Raw genomic sequence first — 23,581 nt, forward strand, 5'->3', positions numbered from 1 at the left:
GGAGACCCATGGCGACAGAGGTCAAGGAACGCAGCGTCCCCAAGCCTGTGTTCACGGATGCCGAGGCCGGGGCGCAGGAATTCCCCTCCTGGCAGAGCCGCAGCTACAACTACTTCACGCCGCGCAAGCGCCGCGCGACGGTCTACGAGGACGTCACGATGGACGTCCAGCCCGACCCCGCGCGTCACTTGACGCAGGGCTGGGTCTACTCCTTCGCCAACGGCGACGCCGGTTACCCGCAGGAGTGGTCGGCGCTGAAGTCGACCAACTGGCACGCGTTCCTCGATCCCAACGAGGAGTGGGAGCAGACGATCTATCGCAACAACGCGAACGTCGTCCGCCAGATCTCGCAGAACATCGAGCACGGCCGCACGGCGCACGTGTTCCAGGCGATGAACCCCGCGTGGGTCAAGGTGCTCTCGCATCACGTGTTCGCGTGGGCGCACGCCGAGCACGGCATCGGGATGCACGTCTACACGCCGGCCCAGCGCGATGCCCCGACGAACATGATCAACAACGCGATCTGCGTCGGCGCCGTGCACAAGCTGCGCTTCGCACAGGACCTGATCCTCTACAACCTCGCGCTCAGCGAGGAGATCGACGACTTCGAGGGCTCGGTGCACAAGGAGGTCTGGCAGTCGGACCCGATCTGGCAGCCGACGCGCGAACTGGTCGAGGGCCTGACCGGGATCCGCGACTGGTCGGAGGCGTTCTTCGCCACGACGGTCGTCTTCGAGCAGCTCGTCGGTGAGCTGTTCCGCTCGGGCTTCGTCATGCAGGCCGCCGCGCCGCAGGGTGACTTCGTGACCCCGACGATCATCGGCGCCGGCGAGTCCGACGCCGCCCGCGAGCAGCGCGGCGCACGGGCGCTGTTCCAGATGCTGGCCGAGGACTCCGAGCACGGCGCCGCCAACAAGGCGACGATGCAGGGCTGGCTCGAGAAGTACACCCCCGCGGCGGTCAACGCCGGCCGCAACCTGCAGCCGATCTGGTCGCAGCTCTCGGAGAAGGTCGTCCGGTTCGAGGACTCCTACGACCGCTCGCGCAGCCGCTTCCAGGAGCTCTGCTCGTACCTCGGCCTCGAGACCCCGAAGGAGGTCAACGCATGAGCCACTTCGCCGCGGACAACACGCCCTCCAACCGGGCCGGCGTGACGCTGATGAACAACCAGGTCGGCTACGTCGTCGCCAACGTGATGCGCGACAAGGAGAACGTCACGGTCGAAGAACTGCCCTCGATGATCCGCGTCGACGGCGTCAACAAGATCGACTTCGACTACGAGGAGATCGCGGAAGCGCTGGGTTGGGAGGACTTCGGCAACAACGACTTCGAAGAGATCATGAGCACCCACTACGGGCGTATGGTGGTCCTCGACGATCGCGTCGTGCTGTTCGCCAACCCGGAGGACGCGGCCGAGTACATCGACTTCGATCTCCAAGTCGTCGAGTAGGAGGAGCTAGATGTACGAGAAAGACGGCAAGAAGTACTTCATCTTCGACAGCCACCTGCACTTCTGGGACGCGTCTCCCGCCAACTGGGTCAAGGGCCACGAGGAGTACGCCAAGGGCTGGATCGAGTGCTTCCACGCGTACCAGGGCCTCGGCCCGGCGGAGACGCACTGGACGCTCGAGAAGTTCCAGAAGTACACGATCGAGGACTTCGAGAAGGACGTCTTCACCAACGGCGGCGTCGACAAGGCCGTCTTTCAGTCGACGTACCTGAAGGAGTGGTACACGACCGGCTTCAACGACGTCGATGCCAACGGGGCGCTGCTCGAGCGCTTCCCCGGGAAGCTCATCGTCAACGGTCGCTGGGACCCGCGCGAGGGCACGGCGGGCCTGGAACAGCTCGAGGCCGACAACGAGAAGTACGACCTCAAGGGCGTCAAGCTCTATACCGCCGAGTGGTACAAGGGCTCGCGCGGCTGGAAGCTGACCGACGAGGAGGCCAAGCCGTTCTTCGACAAGTGCGTCGAGCTCGGCATCACGAACATCCACGTCCACAAGGGCCCGACGATCTGGCCGCTGGACAAGGACGCCTTCGACGTCGCCGACGTCGACCACGTCGCGACCGACTACAACGGCCGGCTCAACTTCATCGTCGAGCACGTGGGCCTGCCGCGGATCGAGGACTTCTGCTTCATGGCGACGCAGGAGCCCAACGTCTACGCCGGCCTCGCCGTGGTCATCGGCGGCCTCTCGCACGCCCGCCCGAACTTCTTCAACAAGGTCATGGGCGAGCTGCTGTTCTGGGTCGGCGAGGACAAGATGCTGTTCGGCTCGGACTACGCGATCTGGGAGCCGCAGTGGCAGATCGAGAAGTTCCTGGCGTGGGAGATGCCGGACGATCCGGCCTATAGCGACTTCCCGGGCCTGGACGAGAACGGCAAGCGCAAGATCCTCGGCCTCAATGGCGCCAAGCTGTATGACGTCGAGGTCCCCGCTGACCTGCGCGGCGACGTGCCCGCCGACGAGCCGGCCTCCGAAGAGAGCGCAGTGGGCGTCGGATGAACCTCCGCTCCCGAGTCCTCCAAGAGCTCGGGACGGTCTACGACCCGGAGCTCGACGAGCCGATCACCACGCTCGGCTTCGTCGGCTCCTGCGTCGTGACCGACGCGGGAGATGTCTCGGTGCGGCTGCGGCTTCCGACGCCGCAGTGTGCGCCGAACTTCGCCTTCCTGATGGCTGCTGACGCCCGGGCCGCGGTCGGCCGCGTGCCCGGGTTGGGGCGGGTCGTGATCGAGCTCGAGGACCACTACACGGGCGCCGAGATCAACACCGCCATCGACGCCGGCGGCGATTTCGAGAGCGCGTTCCCGGGCGAGACCCGGGGCGAGCTGGACGCGCTGCGGGCGCTGTTCCAGCGCAAGGCGCTGGTCGCCCGGCAGGGGCGGTTGCTGGCGTCGTATGACGATCCGGCGTCGGTGCGGCTCGGCGAGCTGCGCGGGCCGGACGCCGAGCGGGTCCGCGAGCTGCGGGCCGAGCTGGGCTATGACACGTCCGACGAGGCTCCGGCGTTCGTCACCGGCGACGGCCAGCCCGTCGCCGATTTCGCACGGTTCCGGCGGATGGCGTCGCTGACGGCACTGTCGCTGGAGACCAACGGCGGTATGTGCCGTGATCTTTTGCGTGTTCGTTACGCCGAGGAGGGAGTCGCCGCATGAAGGCCGCGCGTCTGCACAAGTACCACGAGGCTCTGAAGGTCGAGGAGATCGACGAGCCGAAGATCCTCGGTCCCCACGACGTGATCGTGAAGATCGGCGCGGCCGGCCTGTGCCGCACCGACCTGCACATCCAGGAAGGCCAGTGGGCGGAGAAGTCCCAGGTCGTCCTGCCGTACGTCCCCGGGCACGAGAACGCGGGCTGGGTCCACGAGATCGGCTCCGACGTGAGCAACGTCGAGGTCGGCGACACGGTGATCGTCCACCCGTTCATCTCATGCGGGCTCTGCCGGCCGTGCCGCAAGGGCGACGACATGCACTGCATCAACGGCGAGTTCCCGGGCATCGGGCGCGACGGCGGGTTCGCGGAGTTCCTGCACACCTCCGCGCGCTCGGTGATCAAGCTCGACCCGTCGCTGCACCCGACTGACATCGCCGCCCTGGCCGACGCCGGGTTGACCGCCATCCACGCGGTCAAGAAGGCGATCCCGGTGCTGGGCGCCGGGACGAAGACCGTCGTCATCGGGGCCGGCGGCCTCGGCCACATCGGCATCCAGTGCCTGAAGGCCTACACGCCGACCGAGATCATCGTCATCGATCCGTCCGAGAAGGCGCTCGCGCTGGCCAAGGAGACCGGCGCCGACCACACGGTCAAGGTCGACGGCACGCAACGCGACATCGTTCGCGAGTTGACGGACGGGATGGGCGCCGAGGCGATCATCGACTTCGTCGGCGAGAAGGGCGCCATCGAGGATGGCGTCGACATGGTGCAGGACGGCGGTTTCTACTACGTGATCGGCTACGGCGAGAACATCAACGTGCCGACGATCGACATCATCTCGCGCGAGATCTCGTTCATCGGCAACCTCGTCGGCACCTACATCGACCTGCAGGACCTGATGACCCTGACCGCCCAGGGCAAGGTCAAGCTCCACACCTCGCAGTACCCGCTCGACGCCATCAATGACGCGATGGCCGACCTGGACAACGGACGCCTGCAGGGTCGAGGCATCCTCGTTCCCGCCTAAGAGGAGAGACAGATGGGCAAGCGCCTCTACTTCAATCACGAGGCTCGTCTCCTGCTGCAAGCAGGCGTCGACGAGCTGGCCAACACGGTCAAGGTGACCCTGGGCCCGAAGGGGCGCAACGTCGTGTTGGAACGCCTCGCCGGCGCTCCCACGATCACCAATGACGGGGTGACGATCGCGCGCGAGATCGAGCTCACCAACCAGTACAAGAACATGGGCGCTCAGCTCGTCCGCGAGGTCGCGAACAAGACCTCCGATCAGACGGGCGATGGCACCACGACGGCGACGCTCCTGGCCCAGGCGATCGTGCGCGAGGGCATGCGCGCACTGGACGAAGGGGCCAACCCGATGCTGCTGCGCCGTGGCATCGAGGAGGGCGCAGCCGCCGTGGTCGCCGAACTGCAGCGCGTGTCCCGCAAGGTCGAGGGCTCAGAGCTCGTCCACGTCGCGACGATCGCGGCCAAGGAGGACGAGGTCATCGGCCGCGTGGTCGCCGAGGCGCTCGAGCGGGTCGGCCCTGAGGGTGTCGTCACGATCGAGGAGTCCGACGAGCCGGGCGTGGGCGTGCGCTTCGTCGAAGGCATGGTCGTCGAGAACGGGTGGCTGTCCCCCTACATGGTGCGCGACCAGCACCGTATGGAGACGGTCTACGAGAACCCGCTCATCTTCATGACCAACAAGCCGTTGAAGCACCCGAACGACCTGTTGCCGGTCATGGATGCGCTGGCCAAGAGCGGCGGCTCGCGGCCGCTGGTCGTGCTGGCCGAGAACGTCGAGGCGTCGGCGTTGGGGATGTTGGTCTCCAACATGCGCCACGGGACGATCGAGGCCGTCGCGGTGCGCGCGCCGGGCTTCGGCCACCGGCGGGTGCAGCATCTCGGCGACCTGGCCGCGTTCTGCGGCGGTGTCGTGATCGCCGAAGAGGCCGGCCTGTCGATCGCGGACGTCGCGCCGGAGCACCTCGGCACCTGCAAGCGGGTGATCGTCACCGCCGACGACTGCACGTTCATCGAGGGCGCCGGCGGCTCCGAGGCCGTCGAGGGGCGGCTCGCCCAGCTGCGGGTGGAGCTCTCGCGGGCGGTCCATGACCGCGACGTCGAGATCCTCGGCGAGCGGATCGCGCGGCTCTCGGCCAACCTCGCCGTGATCCGTGTGGGCGCGCCGTCCGAGGTGGCCCAGAAGGAGCGCTTCCGGCGCACCGAGGGCTCGCTGGCGGCGACCCAGGCCGCCGTGTCCGAGGGCGTCGTCCCGGGCGGCGGCACCGCGCTGCTGCGGGCGGCGGTTGCGCTGGACGGGTTGTCTCTCGAGGGCGACTACGCCCGCGGGGCGGAGATCGTCCGCGACGTTCTCTCCGAGCCGCTCTATTGGATCGCTTCCAACGCCGGCTACGACGGCCACGCGACCGTCGACCAGGTGCGCGCGATGCCCGCGGGCCACGGCCTGAACGCGCTGACGGGCGAGTTCGGCGACCTGTACGAGAAGGGCGTCATCGACCCCGTGCGCGTGACGCGGCTCTCGCTGGAGCACGCCGCGTCGGTGGCGGCGCTGCTGCTGACCACCGAGGCGCTCGTCGCCGAGGAACTGATCGCCCAGCCGGGCGCGATCATCGCCCCGGGCTTCGGCGACCTCGCCGAGGGGTTGGCGCGTCCCTCGTCGCCGATCTAGGCCGACCCCGCCCGGGGTCTGACCCACCGTCCTCCCCGCCCGGGCCGCGACGCGGCCCGGGCCCGGGTCTGACCCCGATCCGGTACGGTCGGCCGGTGCTCGTCGGAGCGCCGGCCACCACCATCGCCTCGCGCGTCACGGCGGGCGACGTCTCGGCGGCCGAGGTCTTCCTCGGCCACGTCGCCGCGATCGACCCCGCCGTCAACGCGATCGTCGCCACCGCGAAGTTCGTCGCGCCCGTCGCGGGCCCGCTCTGCGGCGTGCCGTTCACCGTCAAGGACAACATCGCGGCGGCCGGTCTCCCCTTCGTCGCGGGTGTGGCGGAGCGGCGCGACGAGATCGCCGACTCGGACGCGGTCGCCGTCGCGCGGCTTCGCGCCGCGGGCGCCGTGCTTCTCGGCAAGACGAACCTCCCGCCGTGGGGCGGCGGGATCGAGACCGACAACGAGGTGTTCGGGCGCACGAACAACCCGCACGCGTTGGATCGCTCCGCGGGCGGCTCGAGCGGTGGCGCGGCGGCGTCCGTCGCCGAGGGCTCCTCCGCGTTCGCGCTGGGGACCGACTCGGGCGCTTCGGTGCGGCTTCCGGCCCATTTCTGCGGTGTCGCGGCGCTGAAGCCGTCGGCGGGGCGGGTGCCGATCGCGGGCGTGATCGACGACGCCGGCCCGCTCGGGCCGTTGCGCGACCCGCGCACGCAGATCGGGGTGGTGGCGCGCACGGTCGCCGACCTCGCGCTGGTCCTGTCGGTGATCGACGGCCGCGCCGGCGCGCCGTGGCCGCCCGCCGTGGGTCCGGCCGCAGCCGCCGCGCGGTTGTCCCCCGCGGCCGCGCCCGCCCTGCCGGCCCTGTCGGCGGACGTCCGCCGCCTGCGCGTCGCGCTGCTCGCCGACGACGGGATCTCCCGGCCCGACGCCGACACGGCGCAGGTCGTCGCCGACGCGGCCGAGGCGCTCGCTTCCCTGGGCGCGCACATCGTCGAGGACCCGCCGCCCGCGGGCGGGCATGCCCTCACCGAGGAGGTGTGGGCGTCGTATGGCGCGGACGCGATCTCCTACGACCTGCTCGGGCGCTGGGACGCGTATCGGACCGCCATGGCCGCGTACGCCGAGGACGTCGACGTCGTCCTCTCCCCCGTCTACCCGACCGCGGCGCCGCGGCACGGTTCGGTCGCCAACCACACGAGCTACACGACGCCGCAGAACATGTCCGGGTGGGCGGCGGTGACGGTGCGGTGCGGATCCTCCGGAGGGCTTCCGGTGGGCGTGCAGGTCGCCGCCGCGCGGGACGAGGTCGCGCTCGCCGCGGCGCTCGCGCTGGAGGAGGCGTTCGCGTGACTGCCTTCCCGGCCGGTCCGAGCGAGTCCCCGACGCTGCAGACCGCGCGCTGGCTGATCCGGCCGATCGCGTTCATGGAGTCCTGCCGGCGTCGCTACGGCGACACGTTCAGCGTGCTCTTCCGCGGCTTCAGGACGCCGCTGGTCATGGTCTCCTCGCCCGAGGTGATCCGCGCGCTCTACTCCGAGCGCGGGCACCATCTGCCGCCCGGCCGGACGGTCACGCTCGGGCCGCTCGTCGGGCCCCGGTCGCTGCTGCTGCTCGAGGGTGCCGACCACCTGTCGCGGCGCAAGATGATGCTGCCGCCGTTCCACGGCGAGCGCATGCGGGCGTACGAGTCGGTGGTCCGCGAGGTGACCGAGCGCGAGCTCTCGGGCTGGCCCGAGGGCGCCAGGTTCGCCGTCCACCCGAGCATGCAGGCGATCACGCTCGAGGTGATCGAGCGGGCGGTCTTCGGGGTGAGCGAGCGCGGGCCGCTGCACGACCTCCTTCGCGACCTGCTGAGCATGACGGTCTCGCGCGAGCTGCAGTTCTCGGTGCTGTTCGGCCGCAGCGAGCCGATGGACCGCCTGCGCGAGCTCGCTACCGGGATCGACGCGCACCTGCTCTCCGAGATCGCGGCCCGGCGTGCGAACCCCGGGGACGACATTTGCTCATTGCTCGTCCAGGCGCGCTTCGAGGACGGCACGGCGATGAGCGACCGCGAGGTTCGCGACCAGCTGATGACGCTGCTCCTCGCGGGTCACGAGACCACGGCGACGGGCCTCGCCTGGACCCTCGATCTGCTGACCCGCAATCCGGAGGTGCTCCGGCGTGCTCACAGCGGCGGCGACGAGTACCTGCGCGCGGTCGTCGCGGAGTCGTTGCGGCTGCGGCCGGTCGTGCCGCTCGCCGGCCGGCGGCTGGTGACCGACCTCGACGCCGACGGCGTCCATCTCCCCGCCGGCACCGACGTCACCCCCGCGATCTGGCTCGCCCACACCCGCCCCGAGGCCTACCCGGACCCCTACGCCTTCCGCCCGGAGCGCTTCCTCACCAAGCCGCCCTCGACCTACACCTGGATCCCCTACGGCGGCGGTGTGCGCCGCTGCCTCGGCGCCGCGTTCGCGGAGATGGAGATGCGCGTCGTGCTGGGCGAGATCCTCCAGCGCTTCGACCTGCGCGCGGGCTCGCGGAGAGCCGAGCGTGTCGCCCGCCGCAACGTCACCTTCTCCCCCCGCCACGGCACCCGCGTCATCGCGACGCGACGCTGACCTAAACGCCACCTAAGGGGTCTGACCCCTTAAGTGGGCTTTAGGAAGGAGGAAGGTGTCAGAGCGAGAACACTCCAGAAGTTGTTGTCGGTCCGGACATGGATGTCGGCGGCGGCGGTCGCGGCGTGCTTTCTCGCACCCGGGACCGCGACGGCTGCCTCCCCGCGTGTGGCTGCGCTGCAGGTCGCGTTGCGCGCGCATGGCGTCTACGCCGGGGCTGTCGACGGCATCGACGGGCCCGGGACCGCGTCCGGCGTGCGCCGCCTCCAGCGTCGCAACGGGCTGGTCGCGGACGGGATCGTCGGCCCGCGGACCCGCCGCGCGCTCGGCGCGCAAGGCCGCCACCCGATCGGCTCCAGGCCGCTGCGGCTCGGCCATCGCGGGTGGGACGTCGCGGCGCTGCAGTTCGCGCTCGAGACCCACGGCTTCCCGTGCGGGACCGTCGACGGCGGCTTCGGCGCCCGCACCACCAACGCGGTAAAGCGCCTGCAGACGTTCGCCGGACTGTCCCCCGACGGCGTCGCCGGCCCCGCCACGCTTGCCGCGCTGCGCCGCCCACCGGTCCGCGCCCCCGCGCTGCGCCGGCCGATCGCCGCCGCCCTGGGCGATCGCTACGGCCCGCGCGGCAACCAGTTCCACGCCGGCCTGGACTTCCCGGCCCCGACGGGCACCGCGATCACCGCGGCCGCCGCGGGCCGCACGATCTTCGCCGGCTACGACGACGGCTGGGGCCTGACCGTCGTCCTGGACCACGGCAACGGCGTCCACACCCGCTACGCCCACCTCTCGCAAGCGCTCGTCAGCGTCGGCACGTCGGTCAACGCGGGAACCCAGGTCGGAAAGGTCGGCTCGACCGGCTTCGCGACGGGACCGCACCTCCACTTCGAGGTGACCGTCCGCGGAGCGAACGCCGACCCGGGCCCCGCCCTCGGCCTCTACTAAAGGGTCTGTCCCCTCAACACTGGATTTGGCTCTACGCCGTGCTTCGCAATGTTGAGGGGTCTGACCCCTGGGGGTGGGGGCGGTTGTCGGTGATGCGCTGGAAGCGCAGTTCGAGGACGGTCAGGTCGAGCAGGATCGCGCGCTCGTAGCGGGCCTCGCTCCAGGCGATCGAGGCGGTGTAGAGCGCGGCGCCGAGCACGCAGCAGAGCAGCGTCAGCCCGGAGGAGAGCCCGAAGGCCACGCAGAGGACGAGTACGCAGAGCGCGCCCGCGACCGGGGCGGTCGCCCACACGCCCATGCGGTCGCCGCGCCAGGCGAACGGGACGCCGTCGAGGGCATCGGCGAGGAGGCGCCAGCGGGCACCGAACGCGAAGAACCACGGCAACCCTCCCAGTGCTGCCGCGCCTCCCCACGCCAGTGCCCACCCGCCACCGCCTGCCGCCACCGACGCCAACGTGCACGTCGCGACGACGACGAACCCCGCAACCAACGCGACGCGCCGATCAGCGGACTGGCGGGCGGGTTCGAGCGTGCGGAGGTCCAACATGACGCCGACGAGCGGTTTCGCCCGGCGCCAGGTTTTCTCCTCTTCACTGCAAGCCTAGGTTCACGCGGCCGATCACCCGGGAGATGAGGCTCCGGCCCCTGACCGACACAGAAGTGATCGAGATGCGCGCCCAGGACGTCGTGATCGGCGGCGTGCTCGCGATCGGGACGGCGATCGCGATCATCGCGTACCTGCTGCAGTCGACCCGCAGCGCGCACGAGACCTTCCTCTGCACGGTCTGCGTCCTCTGGGCGTTCGCGAGCTGCGGCATGTTCGCGCTGCCGCGCCGGCGGCTCGTCGCCTCGCGCTGGCGCGAGCCGTTCTTCCTGCTGTGGAGCTTCCTCGTCGTCTTCTCGATCGCGCTCGGCACCGTGCTCGAGGACCGGACGAACTCACCGCTCCTGTTCGCGTTCATCCTCCCGCTGATCTTCGCGGCGATCTCCTACCCGGTCGTCTCGACCGCGATCGTCGGCTCGATGGTGCTCGTGTTCGCCGCCGCGGCCGGAGCGCTCACCGGCCAGAGCGCGGCCGACCTCACGTTCGAGCTGATGGTGCTCGCGTTCGCGGCCGTGATGGGCGTCTGGCAGGCCTACGGCCGCGCACGCCGGGCCGCGCAGCTGTCGAGCGAGCACGGCCGCGCGCAGCAGTACCTCGACGTCGCCGGGACGATGATCGTCGTGCTCGACGGCCACGGCGTGGTCGAGCGCGTCAACCGCCGCACGTGCGAGGTCCTCGGGTACAGCGAGGAGGAGCTGCTCGACGAGGACTGGTTCGAGATCGCCGTCCCTGTCGACTTCCGCGACATCGCGCGTGAGAACTTCGTCCGCCCGCTCGCCGGCCTGCCCCCGAAGGACCCGCGCCGCGAGACCCCGCTCGAGACCCGCGCAGGCGACCGGCGGTACGTGCGCTGGGTCGGGCGCCGCGTCCAGACGCGCACCGGGCTGGGGATGCTGATCGCCGGCGAGGACGTCACCGACCAGCTCGCCGCCGAGGAGCACGTGCGCCACATGGCCTACCACGACGCGCTCACGGGCCTGGCCAATCGCGCGAAGCTGGAGGAGCACGTGACCGCGGCGCTCGCGCGCGCCCGCCGCCATAAGCGCTCCGCCGCGGTCCTCTACATCGACCTCGACCGCTTCAAGCTCGTCAACGACACGCTCGGCCACGCCGCCGGCGACGAGCTCCTGCGCCAGGTCGCCGCCCGCCTCGCCGAGCGCACCCGCGCCACCGACCTGCTCGCCCGCCACGGCGGCGACGAGTTCATGCTCCTGCTCGCCGACCTCGACGGCGACGCCCGCTCCACCGCGGGCCGCGTCGCCCAGAGCCTGTTGGAGACGCTCGAGCGGCCGTTCACGCTCGAGGGCCACGAGTTCGAGATCGCGGCCAGCATCGGCATCGCCACCTACCCGGACGACGGCGCCGAGATGCCGGCGGTGCTCAAGCGCGCCGACAACGCGCTCTACGACGCCAAGCGCGACGGCCGCGGCACGATCCGCTTCGCCGCCGGTGAGGAGACGCCCGCGACCGGCCAGCTGACGCTCACCGCCCGCCTGCGCCGCGCGCTCGCCCGCGAGGAGTTCGAGGTCTACTACCAGCCCGTCTTCGAGGTCGCCACGCGCCGGCCCGTCGCGGTCGAGGCGCTGCTGCGCTGGAACGATCCGGAGCGCGGGATGGTCCCGCCGGGCGAGTTCATCCCGGGCGCCGAGGACAGCGGGTTGATCGAGCCGATCGGCGACTGGGTCGTCGACGCCGTCATCGCGCAGTCCGCGGCGTGGCGCCATCTCGGCCTGCGGCCGGACATCGCCTTCAACGTCTCCCCGCGCCAGCTGCGCTCGGACGGGTTCGCCGACCGCCTGCTGGCGAAGCTGAGCGCGGTCGACCCGCGCCAGTTCATCGCCGAGATCACCGAGTCCGCCGCGATGGCCGACCCCGAGCGCACGGTCCCGCTGCTCGAGCGCCTCGCCGCGTCAGGGCTCAAGCTCGCGATCGACGACTTCGGCGCCGACTTCTCCTCGCTCGCCCGGCTGCGCGACCTCCCGGTGCACGAGCTCAAGATCGACCGCTCGTTCCTGCGCGACGTGCCCGGCGAAGGACGCTCGTCGGCGATCGTCACCGCGATCATCCAGCTCGCGCAGGCGCTGGAGCTCAGCGGGGTCGCGGAGGGCGTCGAGCATCCCGAGCAGCTCGAGTTCCTCGCCCGCCACGGCTGCGCGCTCGCGCAGGGCTTCCACCTCGCCCGGCCGCTCCCGTCCGGCCTGGTCACCCCGTTGCTGCAGGGTCACGCACGTACAGTCGTGCGCGCCGGTTGACCTCGTCCTGCGGGTAGATGTCGTCGAGCTTGCGGATTCGCGAGCGCAGCCACTCGGGCAGCCGGGACGCGCCCGGGGTGTCGATCTCGAGCAGGTTGCCGGCGGGGTCGCGGACGTAGGTCTGGGCGACGTCGCCGGGCAGCTCGATGATGTGGTTGGCGTGCGAGTCGTGGTCGAGCGCGCCGAGCGCCTCGGCCTTGCGGTAGACGGGCTCGAGGTCCTCGACGGTGAGGCCGAAGTGGTGGTGGCTCTGGGCCGTCGCGTCGCGGACGAAGACGTGCAGCTGCGTGCCCCCGAGGCCGAGCCACTGCACCTGCACGCCGAAGTTCGGCGTGTCCAGGAGCTCCGCCTCCAGCAGCTCCACGTAGAACCGAACGGACTCGTCGAGGTCGATCGCGTGGATGCTGACGTGGTTGATCCCACTCGTGCGCATGCTGCGTTTATACCCCCGCGGGGAAGCGACGCGCGCGTTCGATCCAGTCAGTAACTTCATCGGTCACTCATTGGAGGCTCATAGGAGGGCTTGATGCAGTTGCGCACCGGCGGCGCTGTCCTTGCGACGGCGCTGGCCGCGCTGGGTGTCTCGGCACCCATGGCCTCGGCGGCGCGGGAGCCGCTGAACGCCTACCGGGTCGCTCCGACCCAGGAGAACAAGCAACGGCTCGCCAAGGCGGGCTACGACATGGTCGAGGCCGACCATGGCAGCTACCTCGAGATCTACGGCACGGCCAAGCAGGCGGCCGCGCTGACCAAGCAGGGTCTCGCGCCCGCGCTGCAGGGCAAGGCCAACACGGTCACCTCGCAGTCCGCCGATGTGCCGGTCGGCTCGGACGCCCAATACAACGTCTGGCGTCGCTACGACCGCGTCGCCGGCGACAACAAGGAGCAGTACCTCGAGCTCTATGACCGGCTCGAGGGAATGAGCATCGTCAAGAAGGTCATCCTCGGCAAGACGCGTATGAACCGTGACATCGTCGCGCTGAAGGTCACGTCGGGCGCCAAGACGCGGACCGACAACACGCGGCCGGCGGTGCTCTACAACGCGATGCAGCACGCCCGCGAGTGGCTGGCGGGCGAGACCTGCAAGCGGACGCTGAACTACTTCACGACCAACTACGGCAAGGCGACGCCCGACGGCGCGATCGCCACCGAGCTGGTCAACACGCGCGAGCTGTGGTTCGTCTGCGTCAACAACCCGGACGGCTACGAGTACACGTTCACGCCCGGCAACCGCCTGTGGCGCAAGAACATGAACGACAACAACGCCAACGGCGTGCTCGGCGAGGCCGTCGACGGCGTGGACATCAACCGCAACCACGCCACCCACTGGGGTTACGACAACGAGGGCTCGAGCGAGGACTTCCTGTCGGAGACCTACCGCGGCGCGGGCCCGGACTCAGAGCCTGAGACCAAGGCGATCAAGAAGCTCTGGGGCATGGTCGACTTCGTCTTCAACAAGAACGACCACACGGCGGCCGAGCTGCTGCTGTGGCCGAACGGCTTCCAGCAGTACACGCCGACGCCCGACGACAAGCTCTTCGAGGCGTACGCGGGCACCGATGCGTCTCCCGCGATCGCCGACGGCCACTACGACGCCGACGGCGAGTGGGAGATCACCGGCCACCGGTTCGACCCCGACATCGGCGCCGAGCTCTACATCACCAACGGCGACCTGACCGACGACGCCTACGCCAACGGCATCCTCGCCTACACGCCCGAGGGCTCGGAGCCGGACATCCCGAACGTGAGCGGGTTCGAGTTCCAGGACGTCGAGGCCGACATCCAGGCGGAGTTCTTGCGCCACAAGGAGTTCGTGCTCGACCTCGCGCGCTCGGCCGACGATCCCGCGAATCCGATCTCGCACCTCGGCAACACGGTGGAGAACTTCTACGTCGAGACGTTCGCGGACTCCTACGGTGACCCGCAGCCCGTGCAGGTCGTGGCCAAGAAGTCGCTGGGCGAGGTGAAGCTGCGCTACCGGATCAACGACGGTCCCGTTCGGACCGTGGCGACCGCCGGCTTCACCGGCGGCGAGCGGTTCGACCAGGAGCCGGGGTTGTACTACCACCGTCTGCGCGGGACGGTGACCGGCACGTCGCCGGGCGACGAGGTCGAGGTGTGGTTCGAGGGCGGCCGCAAGTCCTCGCCGCACTTCACCTACACGGCGCGCGCCGAGTCGGGCGCCAAGGTGCTGATCCTCAGCGCCGAGAACTACACGGCCGGCGTCCCGGCCTACCCGGACACGACCGGCCCGTCGTACCTGACGTACTACACCGATGCCCTGGAGGCCAACGGCGTCGCGTATGACATCTACGACGTCGACAAGCGCGGGAACCGCTCGCCGGACTGGCTCGGGGTGCTGGGTCACTACGACGCCGTCCTCTGGTACATGGGCGACGACTACCTGACGCGCCGGCCCGGGCAGCCCGCGGGCACCGGCACCGCGCGGCTGGCGGTCGAGGAGATGATCGACGTCCGCCACTTCCTCAACGAGGGCGGCAAGCTGTTCTTCACCGGCAAGAGCGCGGGCCAGCAGTGGGCGGAGGGCAACGTCTTCCGCAACTTCGGCTTCCCGGAGCCGCCGGAGGGCGGCCGGTGGTGCGACAACGCGCTGCCGGAGTTCGATCCGGACGATCCAGCGGCCGCGGACGGCTGCATCGCCCACAACGACGACTTCCTCCAGTACTACCTGGGCGCCTACATCTACGCCACGCCCGGCAACACGTTCGACGACGAGGCAGGCCGGCCGTACGGCCTGCGCGGGTCCGGGCCGTACAACGGCATGTCGTGGCTGTTCGACGAGACCGGCGCGAACAACCAGGACCATTCGGCGACGTTCGTGGTCACGAGCTCGGTGCTGCCGCCCGCGCAGTTCCCGATGTTCGCGTCCTCGCGGTCCGTGGCCGACTGGCTGCGGCCCGGCGCCGCCCCGTTCAGCCCCTACAGCGGCACGATGTACATGTCCGCGGGAGCCGACAGCCAGGCCTACAAGCGGCTGGGCAAGACGCTCGATCTCACCGGCCGCGCGGCGCCGAAGCTGAGCTTCAAGTTCAGCGGCGACGTCGAGGCCAACTGGGACTGGGTGACCGTCGAGGCCCGCGATGTCACGACCGACCCGAACAGCGACGCGTGGACGACGCTGCCCGAGGCCGACACCGACGGTGCCGGCGATGCCGACGTCTCGCTGACGACGCAGGAGACCGGCGACTCCTGCGCCGAGGGCCTGGCGACGGACTCCGACGCGCCGCACCCGTTCCTGCTGCACTACTGGTCGCCGACGTGTGAGCCGACGGGGACGACCGGTGTGTGGAACGCGTTCACCGGCTCGTCCGGCGGGTGGACGGACTGGACGGTCGATCTGTCCGCGTACGCGGGCAAGAAGGTCGACCTGCGGATCAGCGTCATCACCGACTGGGGCACCCTCGGCCTGGGCGTCTGGGTCGACGACCTCAAGCTCACCGACGGCGCCACCGTGCTCGAGTCCAACGACTTCGAGACGGGCACCGGCGGGTGGGTCGCAGGCCCGCCGCCGGCCGGCACCGACGTCCCCGTCAACGGCTGGGAGCGGCGCACGGAGGAGTTCAAGGAGGGCGGCGTCGTCACCACCGACGACACCGTCTACACCGGGTTCGGCTTCGAGGGCATCAACGAGTCGGCGCGGGTGGAGTTCATGAAGCGCACGCTGACCCATCTGGGTGTGTTGGGCGGCGGCTCCGTGAGCGTCCCGGTCGTCGTCGAGGGTGAGGTCGAGCCGACGCCGACGCCCGCCCCGCCGGTCACGGCCCCGTCGCCCGTGGCACCGTCGGGTGGGGTGCTCGGACAGTCGAAGACCCTGCGCGCCAGCGCGAAGCTCAAGTCCGCCAAGACGCTGCGCGTGCGCGGCGGGCGGACGGTCTCGGTGCGGGTGAACTGCACGGGTGACGCGGGTGCGGTGTGCCGCGGCACCGTCCAGCTCGTGCGCGGCAAGACCAAGCTGGCGACGAAGAAGTACGCCGTGCGTGCGGGGAAGACCGCCACGGTCAAGCTCCGCGTCAAGGGCGCGAAGACCGTCAAGGCGACGGTCAAGCTGAAGTAGCGGGCGGGGCCCCTTCCCCCCATGCGGGGAAGGGGCCTCCCTTCAGCAGCGGGTCCAGCGCGGATTGACGACCTCGAAGACGCCGAAGTCGTCGACATAGACCGGCCGCCCGCGGTCGAGCCCAATGCCGCCGTGCCACGGGAAGCCGTCGCCGGGCTCGAGGTATTGGCAGCCCCGCAGGTCGAGGCGCTTGCGGCCGAGCGACGCACGCTCGGTGTCGGGGCTCTCGACCCAGTAGACGTAGCCGCCGCCGATCGCTCCGCCGTCGATCAGGCAGCAGTCGAGGTTGCCGCTCATCACGGTCTTCGGCTTGCCGTCGAGCGTGGCGATGCGCAGCCGCCACCCGCTGCCGTGGTAGAGCGTCTCGTGCCAGGTGACGCGGCCGTCGCGCAGGTCGCCGAGCGCGTCGGCGAAGCGGCTCATCCGTCGCGCCTTCGCCGTGCCGCGACGGAGCCAGAGCCCGGCGGCGCGCTGCGGGCAGCCGCGCTTGTGCGTGACGACGTAGGCGAGCGCCGTCTCCCAGCGCGCGACGTCGCGGACCTCGCACCCCGACGGCACGCGGATCGCCAGCCGCCGCTCGTGGGTGCCGTCGAGGCTCGATGTCACCGGCGTGCAGCGCGTGCGACCACAGCGTCGGCGCGTCAGGACCGGCGTGTCGGGCTTCGCCCGCCCGATGCGTGGGCGCGGCTCCTTCCGTGATGCCTTCGCGGGGATCTCGCCCTGTGTCGTCGCCAGCACGTAGTGGTGCGGCCCGAGGCGGCGCGACCAGACGATCGCGCCGTCGTGGGCGGTGACGGTCGCGGCTTTGACGTCGGCGGCGATCAGGCGATCGCCGGGGGTGGGGATGATCGCGACGTGGCCGTCAGCGGTCGCCACGGCAAGGTCGGGCTGTCGGTCGCCGGCGAACAGGCCCGTCTGGAGCGCGACCGGCTGGGGCAGTGCCTTGAGCGCGCGCGCCGCACGGAAGCTCCCGCCCGCGGTCACGTAGAGCGTGAGCACCGCGCCCGTGCCGCTCGCCGCGACGTAGACATCAGCGCCCGCGTCCTCATAGGGCCGGTGGACGTACTCGAGCGCGACCGGCCGGCTGTCTGCCCCGCCGGGGAGCGACACGCGCGGTCCAGGCCGCGGCAGGCCCTCACGGCCGAACAGGGGCGCGAGCGTGCCGTCGAGGCTGTCGGCCACCAGGAGGTCCTCGATCTCGTCGCCGTCGAGGTCGGCCGCGAGGAACGCGACGGGCCCGGCGCCGACGGGGAGGTCGGTGGCGGCGCGGGTGAAGCCGCCCTTGGTGTCGCCGAGCAGCAGGCTGACCGAGTTCGACCCGGAGTTGGCGACCGCGAGGTCGAGCCCAGCCTCGTGGTCGAGGTCGGTCTCGACCAGCGCGCGCGGCCGCTCACCGACCGCGATCCGGCGCTCGGGCAGGAAGGTCGATCTCGGCCCGCCGAGGATGATCGAGACATCGTTCGACCCCTCGTTCGCGACGGCGAGGTCCGGCTCGTCGTCCGTGTTGAAATCGCCGACCTCGAGCGCACTCGGGCGCGTCCCGACATTGAGCGTCGCTATCTGCGCGCCCCGGTCCAGGACGAGCACGGACTCCGACGCCTGGTCGAGGATGAACGTGAGCGGCCCGTATCTCGCCGCCGCGACCGGCTCCGCGTGCGGCAGCCCGAGCGTGCGGGTGACCGCGGCGCCGCCCTCGATCCGCGGCGTGATCGTCGACAACCCACCTTCGTGCGTCGCCCACAGCGTGTCGAGACCCTGGTCGGTCCCGTCGTCACCCAGCGCCAGCGACGTCGCGGGCGCGGGCAGTGCCACGCCCTCCCCGCCCGCCGCACCGTCGCCCGCCCCCCACCGCAGGCCGCGAGGCACAGTCCCAACACCGAGACGAGGGCACGAGATCGCATGTCGGGACGCCTCGCCGATCATAAACCCCACATAAGGGGTCTGACCCCTTATGTGCGCTTTAGGAAGCGGGCGACGTTGGTGCGGAACCCCTCGGAGCCGTAGGCCGCGAGGACGAGGTCGTCGCCGCCCGGGACCTGACGGGCGCGGCGGAGGGCTTCCTTGGTGACGTAGAGCGTCGTGGGCGAGTGGTCGGACAGCACGGCGCACAGCCGTTCGACGTGGGGCTCCGGGTCGTCGGTGACGAGCTCGGACGCGAAGCCGATCGCGAGCGCCTCGTCGGCCTCGATCGGGCGGGCGCGGAACATCACGTCCTTCAGGCGGGCGGCGCCGAGGGCCTGGGCGAGGCGGGCGTAGTTGGCCATTGACAAGCAGTTGCCCACGGTTCGCGCGATCGGCATCCCGAACTTGGCGTTCGGGGTGATGACGCGCAGGTCGCACGCGGCGGCGATCGCGAGGCCGGAGCCCATGGCGAAGCCGTCCACGAGCGCGACCGTGGGCTTGCGCACCGTCTCCAGGCGATCGAGCACCGCGTCGATGCGGGCCTCGTAGACGAGGCCGTCCTCGGCGGTCTCGAACTCGGCGAACTGGCGGATGTCGGTGCCGGCGACGAACGCGCGGCCGCCCGCGCCGCGCAGGACCATCGCCGTGATCGCGTCGTCGCCGTCGACGGTCTCGCAGTGCTCGACGAGACGGTCGTACATCGCGAACGTCATCGCGTTGTGGGCCTCGGGGCGGTCGAACGTCACCCAGGCGGTGCCGTCGCGCCGGGTCAGTGTCACGTCAGCCATTCGCGGAGCACCTCGTCGTTGTGCTGGCCGAGCAGCGGAGCGGGACGACGGATCGTGCCGGGCGTGGCGCTGAGCTTGACGGGGATGCCGAGGGCGTTGACCGTGCCGGCTTCTGGGTGCTCCATCTCCACCACCATGTCACGTGCGCGAGTGTGGGGGTCGGCGACGACCTGGGCGTAGTCGAGGATCGGGCCGGCGGGGACGCCCGCTTCCAGCAGCGCGTCGACCCACTCGGCGGTCGTGCGCGCCGCGAGTGCGCGTTCGAGCTCCTCGGCCAGCGCGGCGCGGTTGGCCATGCGGTCGGGGTTGGTGGCGAAGCGCGGGTCGTCCGGGAGGTCCTCCCGCCCGATCGTCGCGCACAGCCGCCGCCACAGCTTGTCGTTGTTGCCGCCGACGGTGATGTGGCCGTCGCGCGTGCGCAGTGCTTGATAGGGCGCCGTGAGGCGGTGCGCGGAGCCGAGCGGCTGCGGCGCCTTGCCCGTCACCCACAGCTCGGCGGTCTCCCAGATGCCGAGCGCGAGCGCGCCCTCCCACAGCGAGGTGTCGACCCACTGCCCCTCCCCCGTCCGCGCGCGGCTGTGCAGGGCGGAGAGGATGCCGATCGCGCAGAACAGCCCGGCGGAGAGATCGGAGACCGGCACGCCCGCCTTGACCGGGTTCCCGCCCGGCTCGCCGGTGACGCTCATCACGCCCGCCGCGCCCTGCGCGATCAGGTCGAAGCCGGGCCGCTGAGCGTACGGCCCGGTCTGCCCGAAGCCCGAGATCGACGCGTAGACGAGGCGCGGGTTCACGTCCCGCAACGTCTCGTAGTCGGCGTTCAGGCGCTTCGACACCCCGGGACGGAAGTTCTCGGTGAGGACGTCCGCGGCCGCGACCAGGCGGTGGAACGTCGCGACGTCCTCATCCCGCTTGAGGTCGAGCGTGACGCTGCGCTTGTTGCGGTTGACGGCGCGGAAGGCGTGATCGCCCATCCCGACCCGCGTCTGATCCCCGGTGCCAGGCGGCTCGACCTTGACCACGTCCGCCCCCATGTCCCCCAGCACCTGCCCGCAGAACGGCCCGGCCATGACCTGGCAGAGCTCGATCACCCGCACCCCGTCGAGCGGGCCGTTCACCGCTGCAGGTACTCCAGCGCCGCGCTCACGCCGTCCCCCACGTCGTGACCGGCCAGCTTCAGGCCCATCTGCACGCCGCTCAGCGTGCCCGCGAGCATGAGGTCGTTGAAGTCGCCGAGATGGCCGATCCGGAAGACCTTGTCGGCGAGCCGGCCGAGGCCCGCGCCGAGTGACATGTCGAACCGCTCGAGGATGGTGTTGCGCAGCTCGTCCGAGCCGTCGAGCAGCACCGCGGTCAGCGAGCTCGAGTACTCGCGCTCGTCGAGCGCCAGCACCTCGAGCCCCCAGCCCGCGACAGCGGCGCGGGTGGCGGCCGCGTGACGGGCATGGCGGGCGAAGACGTTCTCCAGCCCTTCGTCTCGGAGCAGGATCTGGAGCGACTCGTGCAGCCCGTAGAGCAGGTTGGTCGCGGACGTGTAGGGCCAGAAACCGCGCTCGTTCGCGGCGAGGATCGGTGCCCAGTCCCAGTACGAACGGGGCAGCTTCGCGGACTTCGACGCCTCGAGCGCCTTCGCGGAGATTGCGTTGAAGCTCAGGCCCGCGGGGAGCATCAGGCCCTTCTGCGAACCGCCGACGGTGACGTCGACGCCCCACTCGTCGTGGCGGTAGTCGATGCTCGCGAGCGAGGAGATCGTGTCGACGAGGAGCAGCGCGTCATGGTCGCCGAGCGCCGCCCGCACGTCGGGGATGCGGCTGGTGACACCGGTCGAGGTCTCGTTGTGGACGACCATCACCGCGCGGGTGTCGGGCGTCAGCGCGTTTGCGATCCGCTCGGGGTCGGCGCCGGTGCGCCAGTCGCCCTCGAGCCAGACGACGTCGAGGCCCAGACGCAGTGCCATCGCTCGCCACAGCGTCGCGAAATGCCCGGTCTCGTAGGCGATCACCCGGTCGCCCGGCGAGAGCGTGTTGACGAGCGCCGCCTCCCACGCACCGGTGCCTGAAGCGGGGTAGATGGCAATTTGTCGTTCGGTACGACAAACTGTCCTCAGGTCGTCGAGCACCTCGAGGCCCAGTTGCGCGAAGTCCGGACCGCGGTGGTCGATGGTGGGCGCGTCGATCGCCCGCAGCACCCGGTCGGGAACATTCGTGGGGCCGGGGATCTGGAGGAAGTGACGGCCGGGTCTATACACCAGATGTTTCACACCCTAGCGAGAGGGCAAGTTTTGACCATGGAGGAGCTCGCGACCGCGTTGAAGCGGGAGCTGGCAGGGGACGTGCGGGCCGACGCCTACACGCGGCATCTCTACGCGGCCGACGCGAGCATGTTCGCCGTGGAGCCGCTCGCGGTCGCGTTCCCGCGTGACGCCGACGACGTCGCGGCCGCGGTGAGCGTGGCTGCGCGGCTGGGCGTTCCGATCGTCCCCCGCGGCGGTGGCACGAGCCTCGCCGGCCAGGCGGCGGGCGGCCGTGGTCTGGTGCTCGACCTCTCGCGCCATATGGACGCGATCGGCGACGTCGACGTCGCCGGACGGCGCGTGCGCGTCGAGCCGGGCGTGGTGCAGGAGCGGCTCAACGCGGCCGCCGCGGTGCACGGGCTCGGCTTCGGTCCTGACACGTCGACCTCCAACCGGGCGACGCTCGGCGGCATGATCGGCAACAACTCCTCCGGGAGCGAGTCGATCGTCTATGGCACGACGGTCGATCACGTGGTCGAGCTCGAGGTCGTGCTGGCCGACGGCTCGCGGGCGACGTTCTCGGCCGACTCGGTGCCCGCGTCGGCGTTCGAGCGGTCGCTCTACGACGGCGTGCGGGGTGTGCTGCGTGACCACGCGCGGGCGATCGCCTCCGACTACCCGAAGCACTGGCGCCAGTCCGGTGGGTACCGGCTCGACCGACTCGATCCGTTCGACCTCTCGAAGCTGATCGTGGGCTCCGAAGGGACGCTGGCGATCGTCACCGGTGCCACCGTCAAGCTCGTCGAGTTGCCCAAGGCGAAGATGTTCGCCGTCGGGCACTTCGACTCGCTGCTCGGCGCGATCGACGCCACCCACGACGCGCTCGAGCTCGGGCCGGCGTCCGTGGAGATGATCGACCGGATGATCCTCGGGCTCTCGCGCGCGAAGCTCGAGTACCGCAGCCTGGCCGACTCGCTGGCCGGCGATCCCGAGGCCCTGCTGTTCGTGGCGTTCTCCGGTGACAGCGACGCGGAGGTCCGCGACAAGCTCGACCGGCTGGAGCGCGTGTGGCAGCGCAACGGCCACGGCTACCACTTCCTGCGCGCCGAGACGGCGGCCGAGCAAGCGGCGCTGACCAAGGTGCGCAAAGCCGGGCTCGGCCTGCTGATGGCGTCCAGCGAGGGCCGCACCCGGCCGGCGGCGTTCGTCGAGGACACCGCGGTGCCGCCCGAGCACCTCCATGACTACGTCGTCCGCTTTCAGGAGATCTTCGCCGCGCACGGACTGCGGGCCGGCTTCTACGGCCACTGCTCCGTCGGCTGTCTGCACATCCGCCCCTTCCTCGACCTCTCGCGTCCCGACCAGGTCGAGCTGATGCAGGCGGTGGCGAGCGAGGTCGTCGATCTCGTCGCCGAGTTCGACGGCGTGAACTCGAGCGAGCACGGCGACGGCCGCATCCGCTCGCCGTTCAACCCGCGGATCTTCGGCGAGGAGCTCTACGGGGCGATGCGGAAGGTGAAGCGGCTGTTCGACCCCGCCGGCGTGTTCAACCCGGGCGTGATGGTCGACGCCGAGCCGCTCCCGGTCCACATCCGCGACGCCGAGTACCCGCAGCCCGCGCCGCTGGAGACCCACTTCACGTTCGCCGAGGGGTCGATGCACGCCGCCGCCGACCGCTGCCAGCGGATCGGGGCGTGCCGCAAGGTCGGCAGCGGCGTCATGTGCCCGTCCTACATGGCCACACGCGAGGAGGAGCACGCCACCCGCGGGCGCGCCAACGCGCTCGTCAAGGCGCTGGCATCGCCGGACCCGGCCGCCGCCCTCGGCGACGAGCGCCTGCACGAGATCCTCGACCTCTGCCTCGAGTGCAAGGCGTGCAAGAGCGAATGCCCGCTCTCGGTCGACATGGCGACCTTGAAGTCCGAGTTCCTCTCCCAGTACAACGCGATCCACGGCACCCCGCTGCGCTCCCGGCTGTTCGCCTCCATCAGAACGCTCAATCGTGTCGGAAGTGCAACGGCTCCGTTGTCGAACCTGCCCGTTCCGCGTCGCCTGCTGGAGAAAGTGACGGGAATCGATCACCGTCGCCCACTCCCGCGCTTCGAGCGCGAGACTTTGGTCAAATGGTCAGACCGCACGCGGCGCCGCGAAGAGGGCGCCGGGCCGCGCCGCGGCGCGGCGGGCGCGAGCGGCGCGGCGGCCGCGGGCGGCGCGGCGGGCGCGAGCGGCGCGGCGGGCGTGGGCGGCGCGGCGGGCGCGAGCGGCGCGGCGGGCGCGAGCGGCGCGGCGGGCGCGAGCGGCGCGGCGGGCGCGAGGGGCCAGGTCGTGTTCCTCGCGGACTCGTTCAC

18 protein-coding genes are annotated in these 23,581 nt (G+C 70.8%); 12 read left to right on the forward strand and 6 right to left on the reverse strand.

Annotated features, from left to right (window positions below; all coding sequences use genetic code 11):
* The first annotated feature begins 8 nt into the window (after nucleotides 1-8).
* The 9 genes from G569_RS0111675 to G569_RS57765 all read left to right on the forward strand — a co-directional run bounded on the left by G569_RS0111675 (nucleotide 9) and on the right by G569_RS57765 (nucleotide 9,382).
* The gene (locus tag G569_RS0111675; protein ID WP_028063548.1) at nucleotides 9-1,109 is read left to right on the forward strand and encodes an aromatic/alkene monooxygenase hydroxylase subunit beta; all 1,101 of its coding nucleotides are present in this window, start codon (nucleotides 9-11) and stop codon (nucleotides 1,107-1,109) included.
* The gene (gene mimD / locus G569_RS0111680; protein ID WP_028063549.1) at nucleotides 1,106-1,450 is read left to right on the forward strand and encodes a propane 2-monooxygenase effector subunit MimD; all 345 of its coding nucleotides are present in this window, start codon (nucleotides 1,106-1,108) and stop codon (nucleotides 1,448-1,450) included. Before G569_RS0111675 ends, mimD begins: the two co-directional genes overlap by 4 nt.
* Before the next feature lie 10 nt (nucleotides 1,451-1,460).
* Nucleotides 1,461-2,510, forward strand: a complete 1,050-nt coding sequence (locus tag G569_RS0111685; protein ID WP_028063550.1) for an amidohydrolase family protein — start codon at nucleotides 1,461-1,463, stop codon at nucleotides 2,508-2,510.
* Nucleotides 2,507-3,163: a metal-sulfur cluster assembly factor gene (locus G569_RS0111690; RefSeq protein ID WP_028063551.1), complete on the forward strand. Its 657-nt coding sequence runs from the start codon at nucleotides 2,507-2,509 to the stop codon at nucleotides 3,161-3,163. The genes G569_RS0111685 and G569_RS0111690 overlap by 4 nt, the downstream gene beginning before the upstream one ends.
* Entirely contained in the window at nucleotides 3,160-4,188 is a 1,029-nt protein-coding gene (locus tag G569_RS0111695) for an NAD(P)-dependent alcohol dehydrogenase (RefSeq protein ID WP_028063552.1), read from the forward strand. Before G569_RS0111690 ends, G569_RS0111695 begins: the two co-directional genes overlap by 4 nt.
* Nucleotides 4,189-4,200: 12 nt before the next feature.
* The gene (gene groL / locus G569_RS0111700) at nucleotides 4,201-5,853 is read left to right on the forward strand and encodes a chaperonin GroEL (protein WP_028063553.1); all 1,653 of its coding nucleotides are present in this window, start codon (nucleotides 4,201-4,203) and stop codon (nucleotides 5,851-5,853) included.
* 95 nt (nucleotides 5,854-5,948) lie between these two features.
* Entirely contained in the window at nucleotides 5,949-7,187 is a 1,239-nt protein-coding gene (locus G569_RS62455) for an amidase (protein WP_037495896.1), read from the forward strand.
* Nucleotides 7,184-8,440, forward strand: a complete 1,257-nt coding sequence (locus G569_RS0111710; RefSeq protein ID WP_169542123.1) for a cytochrome P450 — start codon at nucleotides 7,184-7,186, stop codon at nucleotides 8,438-8,440. Before G569_RS62455 ends, G569_RS0111710 begins: the two co-directional genes overlap by 4 nt.
* A 168-nt stretch (nucleotides 8,441-8,608) precedes the next feature.
* Complete coding sequence (locus G569_RS57765) at nucleotides 8,609-9,382, forward strand: peptidoglycan-binding protein (RefSeq protein WP_053226208.1); 774 nt, start codon at nucleotides 8,609-8,611, stop codon at nucleotides 9,380-9,382.
* Between the two features lie 31 nt (nucleotides 9,383-9,413).
* Here the strand turns inward: G569_RS57765 and G569_RS0111720 are convergent, their stop codons facing one another.
* Entirely contained in the window at nucleotides 9,414-9,929 is a 516-nt protein-coding gene (locus G569_RS0111720; RefSeq protein WP_028063555.1) for a hypothetical protein, read from the reverse strand.
* Between the two features lie 83 nt (nucleotides 9,930-10,012).
* Here G569_RS0111720 and G569_RS47580 point away from each other — a divergent pair, with 83 nt between their 5' ends.
* A complete protein-coding gene (locus tag G569_RS47580) occupies nucleotides 10,013-12,238 on the forward strand; it encodes a putative bifunctional diguanylate cyclase/phosphodiesterase (RefSeq protein WP_157591973.1) in 2,226 nt (741 codons plus the stop codon).
* On the opposite strand, the gene G569_RS0111730 is transcribed toward G569_RS47580, so the two are convergent.
* Nucleotides 12,189-12,671 carry a VOC family protein gene (locus G569_RS0111730; protein ID WP_028063556.1) on the reverse strand — a complete coding sequence of 161 codons (483 nt, stop codon included), beginning with the start codon at nucleotides 12,669-12,671 and terminating at the stop codon, nucleotides 12,189-12,191. The two genes, G569_RS47580 and G569_RS0111730, sit on opposite strands and share 50 nt — an antisense overlap.
* Nucleotides 12,672-12,764: 93 nt before the next feature.
* Here G569_RS0111730 and G569_RS47585 point away from each other — a divergent pair, with 93 nt between their 5' ends.
* The gene (locus G569_RS47585) at nucleotides 12,765-16,313 is read left to right on the forward strand and encodes a M14 family zinc carboxypeptidase (RefSeq protein ID WP_053226210.1); all 3,549 of its coding nucleotides are present in this window, start codon (nucleotides 12,765-12,767) and stop codon (nucleotides 16,311-16,313) included.
* 42 nt (nucleotides 16,314-16,355) lie between these two features.
* On the opposite strand, the gene G569_RS0111740 is transcribed toward G569_RS47585, so the two are convergent.
* The 4 genes from G569_RS0111740 to G569_RS0111755 all read right to left on the reverse strand — a co-directional run bounded on the left by G569_RS0111740 (nucleotide 16,356) and on the right by G569_RS0111755 (nucleotide 21,251).
* The gene (locus G569_RS0111740) at nucleotides 16,356-18,179 is read right to left on the reverse strand and encodes an FG-GAP-like repeat-containing protein (RefSeq protein ID WP_028063557.1); all 1,824 of its coding nucleotides are present in this window, start codon (nucleotides 18,177-18,179) and stop codon (nucleotides 16,356-16,358) included.
* Between the two features lie 83 nt (nucleotides 18,180-18,262).
* Nucleotides 18,263-19,003 (reverse strand): enoyl-CoA hydratase, encoded by a 741-nt coding sequence (locus G569_RS0111745; protein WP_028063558.1) that lies wholly within the window; start codon nucleotides 19,001-19,003, stop codon nucleotides 18,263-18,265.
* Entirely contained in the window at nucleotides 18,991-20,118 is a 1,128-nt protein-coding gene (locus tag G569_RS0111750) for a CaiB/BaiF CoA transferase family protein (RefSeq protein ID WP_028063559.1), read from the reverse strand. Before G569_RS0111750 ends, G569_RS0111745 begins: the two co-directional genes overlap by 13 nt.
* A complete protein-coding gene (locus G569_RS0111755; RefSeq protein ID WP_028063560.1) occupies nucleotides 20,115-21,251 on the reverse strand; it encodes a pyridoxal-phosphate-dependent aminotransferase family protein in 1,137 nt (378 codons plus the stop codon). Before G569_RS0111755 ends, G569_RS0111750 begins: the two co-directional genes overlap by 4 nt.
* 36 nt (nucleotides 21,252-21,287) lie before the next feature.
* Here G569_RS0111755 and G569_RS0111760 point away from each other — a divergent pair.
* A partial coding sequence (locus tag G569_RS0111760; protein ID WP_211232966.1) for an FAD-binding and (Fe-S)-binding domain-containing protein occupies nucleotides 21,288-23,581 on the forward strand: 2,294 nt, incomplete at its 3' end.

The organism is Solirubrobacter soli DSM 22325 (assembly GCF_000423665.1).
Classification (GTDB): domain Bacteria; phylum Actinomycetota; class Thermoleophilia; order Solirubrobacterales; family Solirubrobacteraceae; genus Solirubrobacter; species Solirubrobacter soli.